This is a genomic window from Plantibacter sp. PA-3-X8, from assembly GCF_003856975.1.
In the GTDB taxonomy this organism is placed as follows: domain Bacteria; phylum Actinomycetota; class Actinomycetes; order Actinomycetales; family Microbacteriaceae; genus Plantibacter; species Plantibacter auratus.
The window spans coordinates 2,085,601-2,100,111 of record NZ_CP033107.1 but is presented as its reverse complement, the minus strand read 5'-3'; the positions used below and the strand labels follow the sequence as shown (position 1 = coordinate 2,100,111).

The 14,511-nt window shown below is 68.4% G+C and carries 14 protein-coding genes; 8 read left to right on the top strand and 6 right to left on the bottom strand.

All coding sequences use genetic code 11. The annotated features are described in order from the left end of the window. Positions 1-3: 3 nt before the first annotated feature. The 4 genes from EAO79_RS09970 to EAO79_RS09955 all read right to left on the bottom strand — a co-directional run bounded on the left by EAO79_RS09970 (position 4) and on the right by EAO79_RS09955 (position 3,430). Positions 4-1,128: an FUSC family protein gene (locus tag EAO79_RS09970; RefSeq protein WP_124768882.1), complete on the bottom strand. Its 1,125-nt coding sequence runs from the start codon at positions 1,126-1,128 to the stop codon at positions 4-6. Between the two features lie 5 nt (positions 1,129-1,133). Beyond that, on the bottom strand, positions 1,134-2,300 hold the full coding sequence (locus EAO79_RS09965) for a folate-binding protein YgfZ (protein WP_371413637.1): 1,167 nt from the start codon (positions 2,298-2,300) through the stop codon (positions 1,134-1,136). Between the two features lies 1 nt (position 2,301). Continuing rightward, a complete protein-coding gene (locus EAO79_RS09960; protein WP_079705349.1) occupies positions 2,302-3,006 on the bottom strand; it encodes an FABP family protein in 705 nt (234 codons plus the stop codon). A 133-nt stretch (positions 3,007-3,139) separates the two neighbouring features. Beyond that, positions 3,140-3,430: a hypothetical protein gene (locus EAO79_RS09955; protein ID WP_064296602.1), complete on the bottom strand. Its 291-nt coding sequence runs from the start codon at positions 3,428-3,430 to the stop codon at positions 3,140-3,142. Positions 3,431-3,540: 110 nt separating this feature from the next. On the opposite strand from EAO79_RS09955, the gene EAO79_RS09950 reads away from it, so the two are divergent. The 8 genes from EAO79_RS09950 (at position 3,541) to pstB (ending at position 12,635) form a co-directional block, all read left to right on the top strand. Beyond that, positions 3,541-4,230: a response regulator transcription factor gene (locus EAO79_RS09950; protein WP_175116223.1), complete on the top strand. Its 690-nt coding sequence runs from the start codon at positions 3,541-3,543 to the stop codon at positions 4,228-4,230. Next, on the top strand, positions 4,202-5,107 hold the full coding sequence (gene mshD / locus EAO79_RS09945) for a mycothiol synthase (protein WP_124768881.1): 906 nt from the start codon (positions 4,202-4,204) through the stop codon (positions 5,105-5,107). The genes EAO79_RS09950 and mshD overlap by 29 nt, the downstream gene beginning before the upstream one ends. A gap of 90 nt (positions 5,108-5,197) precedes the next feature. Beyond that, on the top strand, positions 5,198-7,393 hold the full coding sequence (locus tag EAO79_RS09940; protein WP_124768880.1) for an RNA degradosome polyphosphate kinase: 2,196 nt from the start codon (positions 5,198-5,200) through the stop codon (positions 7,391-7,393). A gap of 52 nt (positions 7,394-7,445) precedes the next feature. Then, the gene (locus EAO79_RS09935; protein WP_085510315.1) at positions 7,446-8,384 is read left to right on the top strand and encodes an NUDIX domain-containing protein; all 939 of its coding nucleotides are present in this window, start codon (positions 7,446-7,448) and stop codon (positions 8,382-8,384) included. Between the two features lie 193 nt (positions 8,385-8,577). Continuing rightward, positions 8,578-9,669 (top strand): phosphate ABC transporter substrate-binding protein PstS, encoded by a 1,092-nt coding sequence (gene pstS / locus EAO79_RS09930; protein ID WP_079706246.1) that lies wholly within the window; start codon positions 8,578-8,580, stop codon positions 9,667-9,669. A 121-nt stretch (positions 9,670-9,790) separates the two neighbouring features. Continuing rightward, entirely contained in the window at positions 9,791-10,735 is a 945-nt protein-coding gene (gene pstC / locus EAO79_RS09925; RefSeq protein WP_124768878.1) for a phosphate ABC transporter permease subunit PstC, read from the top strand. Beyond that, the gene (pstA, locus tag EAO79_RS09920; RefSeq protein ID WP_086474391.1) at positions 10,735-11,835 is read left to right on the top strand and encodes a phosphate ABC transporter permease PstA; all 1,101 of its coding nucleotides are present in this window, start codon (positions 10,735-10,737) and stop codon (positions 11,833-11,835) included. The genes pstC and pstA overlap by 1 nt, the downstream gene beginning before the upstream one ends. 20 nt (positions 11,836-11,855) lie before the next feature. After that, positions 11,856-12,635, top strand: coding sequence for a phosphate ABC transporter ATP-binding protein PstB (gene pstB, locus EAO79_RS09915; RefSeq protein ID WP_056007815.1), 780 nt, complete (start codon positions 11,856-11,858; stop codon positions 12,633-12,635). Between the two features lie 128 nt (positions 12,636-12,763). On the opposite strand, the gene EAO79_RS09910 is transcribed toward pstB, so the two are convergent. Together EAO79_RS09910 and sigK are read right to left on the bottom strand one after the other, a co-directional pair. Continuing rightward, entirely contained in the window at positions 12,764-13,612 is an 849-nt protein-coding gene (locus EAO79_RS09910) for an anti-sigma factor domain-containing protein (protein WP_124768877.1), read from the bottom strand. Further along, the gene (sigK, locus tag EAO79_RS09905; RefSeq protein WP_079705341.1) at positions 13,609-14,280 is read right to left on the bottom strand and encodes an ECF RNA polymerase sigma factor SigK; all 672 of its coding nucleotides are present in this window, start codon (positions 14,278-14,280) and stop codon (positions 13,609-13,611) included. The genes EAO79_RS09910 and sigK overlap by 4 nt, the downstream gene beginning before the upstream one ends. Positions 14,281-14,511 lie beyond the last annotated feature (231 nt).

Sequence of the window (14,511 nt, the reverse complement as noted above, 5' to 3'; positions counted from 1 at the left end):
CCGTCAGAGCGAGGGTAGCGCCGCCTGCGCCGCCTGCGTCGGCAGCCCCGTCGCCGTGAGCAGGTCGACGAGGTACGGCCGGAGCACGAGCACGAGCGCCTGCTCGGAGACCGAGGCGTCGGGGAGGACGGCGACCGGCTCGAGGTGCTTCGCGATCTCCAGCAGAGACTGCCTCGCGACCGGCTGCTGGGCGATGTCGCCGATCGACTGCGACAGGATGCCGAGCGCGACGGAGGTGCGCGCGAGCAGGTCCGCGAGCTCGGGGCGGCTCGTGGCGTCGCGCGACACGTAGTCGATGCGCCGGGCGATCACCCGGAGGTTGCGGGTCGCGAGGTCCATGCCGTCGAGCATGGTCCGCTGCCGTTCGAGGTCGAACACCGCCTTGCGGAGGAACGGCGAGATGCGCGCGATGGCGAGCCCTGAGTCGAGGGTTCCGCGCCACGCGTCCAGGGCCGGCTGGGTGGCCCTCGCCCGTGCGAGCGCGCGGTCAGCCTCCTCGAGGTCGCCGAGACGGAGGGCGGCGACGAGCGAGGCGAGGGTCCGGACGTGTTCGTCGATGAGCCGCTGGCCGTCCCGGCGAGCGCTCCGGCGTGGGTCGCGCGGGATGAGCGCGGTCGCGAGCAGGGCGAAGACCCCGCCGATCAGACCGTCGAGGGTGCGCACGAACGGGCCGCCGTCGGGCACGGGCAGGAGCATGACGAGGACGGACTGCACCGCCGCCGCGATCGCGAACGACGCCGCCGGCGACAGGAACCGGGCGACGAGCAGCGTGAGCACGAGCGCGACCGCGAGCTGCCACGTCCCCTGCCCGAAGCCGAGGAGCAGGATCTCGGCCAGCGCGATCCCGACGCTCATCCCCACGGCCGTCTCGAGGACCCGGATCGGACGGGCGTCGCGAACGAACCCGAGACTCGAGATCGTCACCGTCAAGGCGAGGAGTGGCACGGCGTGCCCGAGCACGTAGTGGGCGAACGCGTACGCGCCGATCGCCGTGGCGCTGACCTGCAGCACCGCCGGCACGGATCCGACGAGACGATGCCAGGCGTCGCCGAGCGCGATGCGGCGACGCACCGCAGCGGTCCATCGGTCGACCCGTACGCCCGGGTCCGAGGCGTCGTCCTTCCCCACCGAGGTCAGCGCCGGACGGCGCCGAGTCGCGGCAGCCGCGGCACGTTCGCCGTGGCCCCGGCATCCGCCGGCACGACGATCTCCTGCGATGCCGCGACATCGATGCCGTCGGCTTCCACCGTCAGCACGGCCGCCGGATCCGCGGAGCGCTTGACGATCGCCAAGGCCACCGGGCCCAACTCGTGATGGATCCCGCTCGAGGTGATGCGTCCGACGGGTTTCCGGGTCGCGTCGTCGCCGACGCCGACGAGCACCACGTTCGAACCGGCCGGCGGCAGGACCGCATCGGAGCCGTCGAGGAGGAGCATGACGAGGCGACGCGGCGGATGCCCGAGGTTGTGCACCTTGGCGACCGTCTCCTGACCGCGATAGCAGCCCTTGTTCAAGTGGACGGCCGAGCGCAGCCAGTCGAGCTCGTGCGGGATGCTCCGCTCGTCGACCTCGGACTGCAACCGCGGGCGCCAGGCAGCGATCCGCAGGGCCTCGGCGGCCAGCGAACCCGCGGCGGAGAACGTCCCCGCACGGACCTGCTGCACGAGCGACTCGAGCTGCTCGCGCGCGACGATCGTCTCGGTCCATGTCCACGCTGCACCCGGGTGCTCGCCCGTCGCGTACTGATGCCCGCCGACCGCGACCTCGGACCACGGATCGTGCCAGACGAGCGGCATGCCGTTCGGCTCTGCAGCGTCGACCGCGAGACCCGCCGCCGCACCGATCACGGCGTACTGCTCGGTCGCGACGGCCACCTCGACGCGCAGCATGAACCGCATCCGGTCGAGCCAGGCGTGGAGGGGCGCAGCATCGTCGGCTTCGGTGACGAGCCACGTGGTCGTGCCGTCGTCGAGCAGCTTGACCGCGTGCTCGATCCGGCCGCTCTGGTCGAGGAAGAGGGTCTCCGTCGAGATGCCGGCCGACAGCGAGCGCAGCTCCTGGCTCGTGATGGAGTTGAGCCAGCTCAGCCGATCGGGGCCGGTGACCGTCACGATGCCACGGTTCGACAGGTCGACGATCGCCTTACCGTTGGCGATGAGGCGCTGCTCGATGTTCGGGCTGCCGTAATGGGAGGGGACGCCGTGGTCGACGGCATCCGCCTGTTCGACGGCACCCGGCAGCGTGAGGAATGGCGAACCCGGAATCGGTTCCGGTGTGACCGCTCCGTTGGGAATGGTCACGTCAGTCGGCTTTGGCCAGGCGCGCCGAGGCGTGCGTCCGGAGGTCCTGTCCCAGGGCGGCGATGTCCCAGGCCCAGAGCAGGTGGTTCTCGACGAGACCGTACAGGCGGGTCGCGGCGGCGTACTCCTTGGCTCCAGCGGTCCGGACGACGGCGTCGGTCGCGAGGTCGATCCGCGGGCCGTCGATCTGGCCGAGGTAGAGCTCGCTCACACCGTTCGGGTGGACGATCGAGACCTGCAGGGGGAAGGCGCCGGTCGACGTGCGCAGGGTCTCGACCGATTGCGCGGTGCCGAACGGGCGGGGGCCCTGCCCTGGGAGCATGCCCGGGCCCGGGTCGCCTTCGATCAGCGGGCGTTCGAGGCGCCAATAACCCGTCTCGGTGACGAGCGGCTCGGGCACACCGGACTCGTCCGCCGAGGCTCCGTCAGGCGCGACGTCCGCAGCGGTGTCGTCCGACAGGGCGTCCTCGTCCGTGGACGAGGCCCCCTCGGCGTCGCGCGGGGGCTGCTCGGGCAGGAGCCAGGTGTAGGAGTTGTAGTTCAAGTACGGCAGGCCGTCGTGGCTGAAGCTCACGCGCTGACCGAACTCGCGGGTCACGGTCTCGTCGCCGACCTGGTAGTCGATGACGCCGGTGCCCTCCCAGACGCCGATGAGCCACGACAGCGGGACCAGTTCGCTCGGCAGGCCGCTCGGGATCTCGATCATCGAGGGACCCGGACTAGCGCTGACCGCGGTACAGGTTCTTCAGCACGACCACCGCGGTGAACGCGATGGCGAGGCTGGCGAGGACGAGCAAGCCGATGAAGAAGATTTCGAGAGCGAGCAGCATGGGGAGAGTCTACCCCGAGGCCAGGGCGATGAGGCCATACACGGCACCGCCGATGGCGAGGATGAGGACGGCGCCGGTGACGCTCGTCGACATCCGATCGACGAATCCCACCTTCTGTCGCGTCAACAGCTGTGCCGAGAACGCGGCCAGGGTGCAGAGGCCGAGCGTGGCCGACAGCCCGAAGAAGGTCTCCCCCGGGCTCCAGAGCAAGCCGGACACGACGACGCCGACGAGCGCGAGCGCCCAGATGGAGACGACACTGATCCAGCGCAGCCGGGGGGAGAGAGTGGTTTCGCTCACGGACCCATTGTCACAGAGCGGACGCCATCGGACCACCAGCGGGCGCCCGGTGCGGCGTGGGGTGCGGTCGTTCGCCTAATATGGTTCCAAACTCAGTCGGGAGGATGCGCGTGGCGCAAATTTTGGTCTTGACCTCCATGGTCGGCACCGAGGTCCTCCCATCCCTCGGGCTCCTGAGCCACCGCACCCGGCAGATCCCAGCCGACCCCGCACAACTCGTGAACGCTCCGAGTTCGGACCTCGTGCTCGTCGACGCCCGCCAGGACCTCGCGAGCGCCAAGTCGCTCTGCAAGATCCTCGGTGCGTCCGGGCTGTCGGTCCCACTCCTCCTCATCCTGACCGAGGGTGGCCTCACCGCCGTCAGCGCCGACTGGGGCGTGAACGACGTCATCCTCGAATCCGCCGGACCGGCCGAGGTCGACGCTCGGATCCGGCTCGCGATCGGCCGCGCCTCCCAGGAGCACTCGGCGAGCAAGATCCAGGCGTCGGGCGTCGTCATCGACGAGGCCAGTTACTCCGCGAAGGTCCACGGCAAGCCGCTGGACCTCACCTTCAAGGAGTTCGAGCTGCTCCGCTTCTTCGCGACCCACCCCTCCCGCGTGTTCACGCGCGAGCAGCTGCTGAGCGAGGTGTGGGGCTACGACTACTTCGGTGGCACGCGAACCGTCGACGTCCACGTCCGCCGGTTGCGCGCCAAGCTCGGCGACCTCGAGCAGCTCATCGGCACCGTGCGCAACGTCGGCTACCGCTTCAACGTCTACGAGGACGATCATGCCCCGGCTGACGCTGTCGGTTCGTAACGTCGACGACGCCCGCACCAGGGATGCGCTCGAGCGCGTCGTGCGCACGGCGTCGCTCGTCGACGGCCAGCCGCCGTTCAGCGACCAGTCGCTCATCGACGCCGCGTCCGGCGCCCGAACACTGATCCTCGCCGTCGAACCACAGGACCCGCCGGTCGACCCCGACGACTTCGCCGTCGTGGGCGCGGCCATCCTCGGCCATGGCGAACTCGAGTTCGTCGTCGAGCCCGAGTGGCGGGGTCACGGCTACGGTCGCGCCGCACTGCGCGGCGTCCTCGCCAACTGTCCTCCGCAGGTGCGCATCTGGGCACACGGCGACCACCCCGCCTCCCGGGTGCTCGCACAGGAGTTCGGCTTCTCGCCGGTCAGGACGCTGCTGCAGCTCCGCCTGACCAAGGCGCCGCCGAGCCGCGCACGACCGGCCACCACTGGGCACGCGGATGTCACGGTCGGCACGTTCCGGCCGGGAGTCGACGAGGAGGAGTGGCTCGAGGTCAACGCGCTCGCCTTCGCCGACCACCCCGAGCAGGGACGCATGACCCTCGACGATCTCCGCGCCCGGGAAGCCGAGTCCTGGTTCGACGCCGACGACTTCCTGCTCGCACGAGGCTCCGACGGCGACCTCCTCGGATTCATCTGGTTGAAGGTCGAGGACACGGTCGGCGAGGTCTACGCGGTCGGCGTGCACCCTGCGGCAAGTGGCCGAGGGCTCGGGCGACTCCTGATGGAGGCCGGCCTCGCCCGCCTGCGGGATCGACGCGTCGAGGCGGTCACGCTCTACGTCGAAGCCGACAACCTTCCTGCGGTGTCGCTGTACCGCTCGCTCGGATTCACCGACCACACGATCGACGTGCAGTACGCGAGAACCGACGCCTGATCCCCTCCACAGCGGCGCGGCGCTGCGGCATTTACACAGTGTTCACCGCAGTCGTCGCGACCACCCCCGCCACGGTGTCATGATGAAGACATGCCAGCAGACCCAACCGTGCTCGATGTCGGCCTCGATGGAGACGAAGAGGACTTCGACCCCGCCTTCGAGCGGAACGATCCCGCGCTGCCCGAACACCGTTACCTCGACCGCGAACTCAGCTGGCTCGCCTTCAACCAGCGTGTCCTCGAGCTCGCCGAAGACCCGGCGCTGCCCGTCCTCGAACGCGCCAACTTCCTCGCGATCTTCGCCTCGAACCTCGACGAGTTCTTCATGGTGCGGGTCGCCGGCCTGAAGCGCCGCATCCTCACTGGCCTGGCTGTCCCGACGAACGTCGGCAACGCTCCGGCCGACGTCCTGTCCGAGATCTCCCAGCAGGCGCACGTCCTGCAGGAACGGCACGCCCGCGCCTGGCACGACCTCGTCCGTCCCGACCTCGCCGAACGCGGCGTCACGGTCGTCACCTGGGACTCACTCGACGCAGCCGACCGCGAGTACCTCAGCGAGTACTTCAGCAACCAGGTCTTCCCGGTGCTCATGCCGCTCGCAGTCGACCCGGCCCACCCGTTCCCCTACATCTCCGGCCTCTCGTTGAACCTCGCGGTCCGAGTGCGGAACACCCGCACCGGGCGCGAGGAGTTCGCCCGGCTCAAGGTCCCGCAGATGATGCCGCGCTTCGTCCGCGTCGGTCCGGCGGAGCGCCGTTCCGCGTCACTGGACACCGCTCCCAGCGTGCGCTACATCGCCCTCGAGGAGGTCATCGCCAACCACCTCGGCCACCTCTTCCCCGGCATGGAGATCGTCGACCACCACGTCTTCCGCGTCACGCGCAACGAGGACATGGTGATCGAGGAGGACGAGACCGAGAACCTCATCCAGGCCCTCGAGAAGGAGCTGCTGCGCCGCCGGTTCGGGCCGCCCATCCGGCTCGAGATCACCGACGACATGGACGATGTCACCCTCGGACTCCTCGTCCGCGAACTCGACATCACCGAGCAGGAGGTCTACCGCCTACCCTCGCCGCTCGACCTCGGCGGACTCTTCAGCCTCGCCGGCATCGACCGCCCGGATCTCCAGTACCCGAAACGCGTCCCGACCACGGCGCTGCAGTTCCAGCCCGACGAGCCCAACGGCAAGCCCGACCTCTTCCGGTCGATCGCCCGTGAGGACGTCCTGGTCCACCACCCCTACGAGTCCTTCGCCACGAGCGTGCAGGCGTTCATCGAGCAGGCCGCCGCCGACCCGCACGTGCTCGCGATCAAGCAGACCCTGTACCGGACCTCGGGCGACAGCCCCATCGTCGAAGCACTCATCGACGCGGCGGGGGCCGGCAAGCAGGTCCTCGCGCTGGTCGAGATCAAGGCCCGGTTCGACGAGCAGAACAACATCTCCTGGGCCAGGAAGCTCGAGAAGGCCGGCGTCCACGTCGTCTACGGGCTCGTCGGACTGAAGACGCACTGCAAGCTCGCGCTCGTCGTCCGACAGGAGCGCGGCGTGCTGCGCCACTACAGCCACATCGGCACGGGTAACTACAACCCGAAGACGAGCCGCATCTACGAGGACCTCGGTCTGTTCACAGCCGATGACCAGGTCGGCAAAGACCTCACCCGCCTCTTCAACGAGCTGTCCGGGTACGCGATCGAGAAGAAGTTCAAGCGACTCCTGGTCGCGCCGCGCCACCTGCGCAAGGGCCTCCTCAAGCACATCGAGCAGGAGCGCACGAACGCGGAGGAGGGCAAGCCCTCCGGGATCCGCATCAAGGTCAACTCGATGGTGGACGAGTCGATCATCGACGCGCTCTACCGGGCCAGCCAGGCGGGGGTCCCGGTCGACCTGTGGGTTCGCGGGATCTGCGCGCTGAAGCCCGGCCAGCCGGGGATGAGCGAGACGATCCGCGTGCGCTCCATCCTCGGGCGGTACCTCGAGCACTCGCGCATCTTCTCGTTCCACAACGACGGCGACCCGCACGTGTTCATCGGCAGCGCCGACATGATGCACCGCAACCTCGACCGCCGCGTCGAGGCGCTCGTCAGGCTCACCGACCCGAAGCACCTCGAGGCGACCGCCGCGATGTTCGAGCAGGCCCTCGACGAGCAGACGTCGTCCTGGTGGCTCGACGCCGACGGCGTCTGGACGCGCCACGCGGTCGACGCTGACGGACGACCGCTCACGGATCTGCAAGACTCCCTCATGCTCGAGACCGCGGCGCGCCGCCGGCCGAGGAACCGTCGCTGACGACTTCGCACCGCGACCCACCCGAGCACCACGACACGACGAGGCAGTGACTATGACGACGACGGCAATCTATGCAGCCGGTGCCGTGTGCTGGCGTCTCATCGACGGCAAGGTCCACCTCCTCGTCATCCACCGGACGGTCTACGGCGACGTCACCATCCCCAAGGGCAAGGTCGATCCCGGAGAGACGCTCGCGCAGACGGCCGTGCGGGAGATCAAGGAGGAGACCGGCCTGAGCGTCCACCTCGGTGTGCCGCTCGGTGTCTCCACGTACCCCTTGTCGAGCGGACGCGAGAAGATCGTCCACTACTGGTCGGCCGAGGTCACCGACCAGGCCGTCCGCGAGAGCACGTTCATCCCCAACGGCGAGGTCGCCGCCCTGGAGTGGGTCACCATCAAGCGGGCACGGAGCTACCTCAGCTACGAGCGCGACGTGGAGATCCTCGACGCCTTCGCCGCGCTGGTCGACGAGGGCGTCACAGCGACCTTCGCCCTCATCGCGATGCGCCACGGGAAGGCCACGTCCCCCTCCGAATGGTCCGGTGAGGACGCGACCAGGCCACTGGCGCCGCGCGGCGTCAAGCAGGCCGCGGGGAACGTCCCCACCCTGCTCGCCTTCGGTCCTCGCAAGATCGTGACGAGCACGGCCGTGCGCTGCGTCAGCACCGTCAGCCCGATCGCCGCGGCCGCGGGCATCGAGCCGAAACGCTCCGACCTCATCAGCCAGGACGCCTACGAGCGGGGCGAATCGGATGTCCGCCGGGTCGTCGGCCGCCGCGTCAGGGCGCTCAAGACGGCCATCCTCTGCAGCCACGGACCGGTCCTCCCCGAGATCCTGCACGAGATCGCGCTCGCCACCGGGTCCACCCGAGGCTCCTACCTCGGGAGCGCCGCCGCACTCGAGACCGGGGCGTTCTCCATCGTGCACCTCTCCCGGACCAACCCGAGCTCCGGCATCATCGCCATCGAGACGCACGAACCCCGCGTCTGACCCATCCGCGCGAACCCCCTGAACAGGGGGCGTTCGTCGCGCATTCGCGGCATCGCCACGTCGGCCGCCATGAAGCCGTCGATATCCGTTCACCCGTTGTTTACCATCACGGGGGATGCTCGTCATGCCACGTGGTTAGCGTCACTGACGAGCCAGCACCGGCTCGCACCCACACCAATGAATGGACATCCCTGTGAAGTTCTCACGTTTCGGCCGCGTCGCGGTCGTAGCAGCAGTCGCAGCCGTCGCACTGACCTCCTGTGCGGCCAACGAAGGCGGCGCCACCGCCACGAGCGCAGCCGCCAGCGACCTCAAGGGCAGCCTGGCCGGTAGCGGCGCATCGTCGCAGGGCAGCGCCCAGGAAGCCTGGGTCGCCGCCTTCCAGACGTCGAACCCGGACGTCACCATCAACTACTCCCCCGACGGCTCCGGCGCCGGCCGCAAGGCGTTCATCGCCGGCGGCGTGCAGTTCGCCGGTTCGGACTCGGCCCTCTCCGACGAAGAGCTCTCGAGCACCTTCGCCGCATGTGCAGCCGACACCAAGGCGATCGACCTCCCGGTCTACATCTCCCCGATCGCGGTCATCTTCAACGTCGAGGGCGTCGACGAGCTCAACCTCGACGCAGCGACCATCGCGAAGATCTTCGCCGGCCAGATCACCAGCTGGGACGACCCGGCGATCGTCGCGCTGAACCCCGAGGCCAAGCTCCCCTCGACCCCCATCACCGCCGTCCACCGCTCGGACGACTCGGGAACGACGAAGAACTTCGCCGACTACCTGAACAAGAACGCTCCGGACGTCTGGACCGCTGAGCCGGCCGACACCTTCCCGTTCCAGTCGGGTGAGGGTGCCAAGGGCACCTCCGGCGTCGTCGACACCGTCAAGGGTGGCACCGGCACCATCGGCTACGCCGACGCGTCGAAGGCCGGCGACCTCGGTGTCGCGAAGATCAAGGTCGGCGAGGAGTTCGTCGAGTACAGCGCCGAGGGTGCTGCCGCCGTCGTCGAGGGCTCGCCGCTCGTCGAAGGCCGCGAGGCGAACGACATCGCGATCAAGCTCGACCGCGAGACCACGGACGCGACCCACTACCCGATCGTGCTCGTGAGCTACCTCATCGCCTGCCAGGAGTACGCCGACCCGAAGGTCGCCGACCTCGTCAAGGCCTACGCCGGCTACATCGCCAGCGACGCCGGCCAGGAAGAGGCTGCGAAGTCGGCCGGTGCTGCGCCGCTCTCCGCAGACCTCGCCAAGAAGGTCCAGGACGCGATCGCGTCCATCAAGTAGTCCAACGGTCGAGCGTGCCGGGTCCTGCCCGGCACGCTCGACCTGCGTCACCAGCACCCGCAGTACCCGCTCCCCGAGTCTGTCGAGGGGCACCACCATCGCATCGAGAGAACGGGAACCCATGGCTGTCGAGGCCCTAGCTGCGAGACCCAAAGCCAAGCAACGAGTCGGCGACCGCGTCTTCTCGACGCTCTCCGTCGTCTCCGGATCACTCATCCTCGTCATCCTGGCGGCGGTCGCGATCTTCCTCATCGTCCAGGCGTTCCCGGCCCTCATGGCCGACTCCTCGTCGTTCACCGGTGCTCCGACGAGCTTCTGGGCCTACGTCGGCCCGTTCGTCTTCGGCACCATCTGGGCGGCCATCCTCGCCCTCGCGATCGCCGTGCCGCTCTCGCTCGGGATCGCCCTCTTCATCACCCACTACGCGCCGCGCCGACTCGCGGTCGCCCTCGGCTACGTCATCGACCTCCTGGCCGCCGTGCCGTCGGTCGTCTACGGCCTCTGGGGTGCGCTCGTCCTCGCGCCGTTCGTCCAGCCCTTCTTCGCCTGGCTGTCCGAGAACCTCGGCTGGATCCCGCTCTTCGGTGGCACGGTGTCCGGCACCGGTCGCACGATCCTCACCGTCGCCCTCGTGCTCGCGGTCATGATCATCCCGATCATCACGGCCATCTCCCGGGAGATCTTCCTCCAGACCCCGAAGCTCCACGAGGAGGCCGCGCTCGCGCTCGGCGCCACGCGCTGGGAGATGATCCAGATGGCGGTCCTGCCGTTCGGACGCCCAGGCATCGTGTCCGCCTCCATGCTCGGCCTCGGACGCGCCCTCGGCGAGACGATGGCCGTCGCGCTCGTGCTCTCCCCCGCCGCCGTCTACTCGTTCTTCCTGCTCACCTCGAGCAACCCGAACACCATCGCGGCGAACATCGCCCTGAACTTCCCCGAGTCCTTCGGCATCGACGTGAACAAGCTCATCGCCACCGGCCTGATCCTGTTCATCATCACCTTCGTGGTGAACTTCATCGCCAGACTCATCGTCAACCGTCGTAAAGAATTCTCGGGAGCGAACTGATGACCGCCACGACCGACCGCCGCCAGGCGTCCATCGCCACGCCGTTCTCCAACTCGCTCACCGCGGGCAAGCTGCCGAAGTTCGCGCCGCTCACGATCCTCGCGGGCAGCCTCATCGTCAGCGGTGTCATCTTCCTGCTGTTGCAGCAGTCGACGGCTGACAAGAGCTACAACGTCCCCGGAGCCGTCGTGCTCGGCGCCGCGCTCTACGCGGTGACGGTGTACGTCTCGTCACTCATGGTGGAGGGACGCCGGAAGGCCAAGGACCGTCTGCTCACCACCCTGGTGACCGCGGCCTTCGTCGTCGCCCTCCTGCCGCTCGTCTCGGTCGCCATCACGGTGATCTCGGCCGGCGCCGCCCGCTTCGACATCGAGTTCTTCTCCCTGTCGATGCGGAACGTCGTCGGTGAGGGCGGTGGAGCACTGCACGCCATCACCGGCACGCTGCTCATCACGCTGGCCACGTCGGTCATCTCCATCCCGATCGGGATCCTGACGGCGATCTACCTCGTCGAGTACGGTCGCGGCAAGCTCTCCCAGGGCATCACCTTCCTCGTCGACGTGATGACCGGTATCCCGTCCATCGTCGCCGGACTGTTCGCCTTCGCCCTGCTGGCGATCTTCTTCGGCCCGGGCGTCCGGCTCGGCATCGGCGGCGCCATCGCGCTGTCGCTGCTCATGATCCCCGTCGTGGTCCGCTCCAGCGAGGAGATGCTGAAGCTCGTGCCGAACGAGCTGCGTGAGGCCTCCTACGCGCTCGGTGTGCCGAAGTGGCTGACCATCCTGAAGATCGTCCTCCCCACCTCGATCGCCGGCATCATCACCGGCGTGACGCTCGCCGTCGCCCGCGTCATCGGTGAGACCGCGCCCCTCCTGATCATCGCCGGCTTCACCCAGAGCATGAACTACAACCTGTTCGACGGCCCGATGATGACCCTCCCCGTCTTCGTGTACACCCAGTACGCGAACCAGGGCACCGACGGGGCCGCCTACGTGGACCGCGCCTGGACCGGCGCACTCGTCCTCATCCTCATCGTCATGGCGCTGAACCTCATCGCCCGACTCATCGCCAAGATCTTCGCCCCCAAGTTCGGCCGCTAGGCCGCGAGCAAAGGAACCCCGTGTCCAAGAGCATCGAAGTCAACGACCTCAACGTCTTCTACGGCAGCTTCATGGCTGTCGAGGGCGTCTCCCTCCAGATCCAGCCCCGCACGGTCACCGCCTTCATCGGCCCCTCCGGCTGCGGCAAGTCCACCTTCCTCCGCACCCTGAACCGCATGCACGAGGTCATCCCCGGCGCACGAGTCGAGGGCGAGGTCCTGATCGACGGCAACAACCTCTACGGCCCGGGTGTCGACCCGGTCCTCGTCCGTCGTCAGGTCGGCATGGTCTTCCAGCGCCCGAACCCGTTCCCGACGATGAGCATCAAGGAGAACGTCCTCGCGGGCGTCAAGCTCAACAACCGCAAGATGTCGAAGTCCGACCAGGACGCGCTCGTCGAGCGCTCGCTTCAGGGCGCCAACCTCTGGAACGAGGTGAAGGACCGCCTCGACAAGCCGGGCTCCGGTCTCTCCGGTGGTCAGCAGCAGCGTCTCTGCATCGCCCGCGCCATCGCCGTCTCCCCCGACGTCGTGCTGATGGACGAGCCGTGCTCGGCCCTCGACCCGATCTCCACGCTCGCCATCGAAGACCTCATCGAGGAACTCAAGCAGGAGTACACGATCGTGATCGTGACGCACAACATGCAGCAGGCGAGCCGCGTCAGCGACAAGACCGCGTTCTTCAACATCGCGGGAACCGGCAAGCCGGGCAAGCTCATCGAGTACGACGACACCACGACGATGTTCTCGAAGCCGTCCGTCCAGGCGACCGAGGACTACGTCTCTGGTCGCTTCGGTTGATCTGACGCCGGCATCACGACAGCCCCGCCCGGGAATCCCGGGCGGGGCTGTCGTCGTCTGCAGCGGCTCCGCGAGTCTGTCGAGGCGAAGGGCCTGCCGACACACCCTCTCGGGCCGGAGGGAACGGACTACGCCGTCTCGATGACCATGATCGGGTCGGTGGTGGGCTGCTTGGAGCCGCCCTGCGGCTCGACCGTCACGCCGACCTTGTCGCCCGCGCTCATGGCGCCGTCGAGGACCCGCCAGGTGGTGCCGTTCGCTGCGGAGAAGGTGCCGGCCGAGACCGGGCCTCCCTCGCCGATGTACCAGAGTTCGTAGACCTTGTCTGACGGCAGGGACCCGAGTCCGTCGACGAGCAGGGCTGACTTGCCGAGCTCGCCCGACCAGACGAGGGTCGCCGTCGCATCGTCCATGGACACCTTGGCGCGCTGGACGTCGGACGCCGCGTTGATCTCCGCGAGCGCGACCGTCTGCGTGAGGGATCCGCCACCGAAGGTGTTCGCGAGTCCGACACCACCGAAGATGAGGCCGACCGCTGCTGCGGCGCCGACCACCATGCCGACGGCGCTGCGACGCCACCGTGAGGCGGCCTTGCGCTCAGCCGCACCGGCCACCGGGGTGGTCGCTGCTGCGGGGACCGGCGTGGCGGTCGGTGTCGACACCGGCGTCTCGTCGACCTCTGGGACCGCGGTCGGAAGCGCCCGCACCTCGGCGACAGGAGCCTCGACGGGGGCGTCAGCGGGCAGCTGCGGCAGGTTCTGGATCGCAGCCATGAGCGAGTTCTTGAGCGCTGCCGACGGCTGCACGGGAGGTGCTGCGAGGTCGAGCATGGCGACGGTCTCCTCGAATTCCGCCGCTTCCTCGCGGACGGACTCGTGTTCGGCGCGCAGGCGGTCGAACCGCTCCTGCTCGCGCGGGGTCAGGGTGTGCAGCGCGTTTCCGGCTGCCAGGTCTGTTGCATCGTCTCGCTCGGTCATGTACGCACCCCCAACTCGTCTCGAAGTCTGATCATTCCGTCTCGCAACCTGGTCTTCACCGTACCGATCGGCACGCCGAGCAGGTTCGAGATCTCGCTGTGACTGTAGCCGCCGTAGTAGGCGAGAGAAACAGCTTCGCGTTGCAGCTCGCTCAACCGGACGAAGGCCCGCTTGACGCGTTCATGCTCGATCCGGATCTCGACCGTCTCCTGCACGTTGTCGACACGCTCATCGAAGTCGCGGATGCCGATCTTGAGATCGCGGTCGCGTCCGGCCTGTGAGGCGCGCACGCGGTCGATCGCACGACGGTGGGCCATGGTGAGCACCCAGGTCGTGGCCGTGCCCTTGCCCGCCTCGAACTTCTGGGCGTTCTGCCAGACCTCGAGGAACACCTCCTGGGTGACCTCTTCGGACTGCGCGTGGTCGACGAGCACACGCTTGACGAGTCCGAGGACCCGCGGCGCGATGTGGTCGTACAGCTCGCTGAACGCGACCTGGTCGCCGCCGGCCACGCGGATGAGCAGCGCGTCGAGCACGTTCGCCAAAGACACCTGCGGTGCAGCGTCGGCTTCCGGTCCCGTGGTCACAAGTCTTAGCTTCTCACGGACACCGGCCGTTTGCGCGACGCCCACCCGAGGTCGGGTCTGCGTGTACAGTGCGGCGGTCATACACGGAGTTCGGTGCCGACCCGGGATCCGATTGGAGGAATCGACGCGATTCGACACCCCAGTTCCGGTGTCATCACGGAACAGGCGGCAGGCGGCTGAAGACCTCCGCACAAAGTAAGTGCCAGGCCGCAGGAACGCCTCTCGGCGCAAGGCCGCTCGAAGCGGCGATTTTTGGAGCCCGGGGTTACTGCGGCCCGGCTAGAACAGTGTAGCAAGGGATCACCTGTGGAC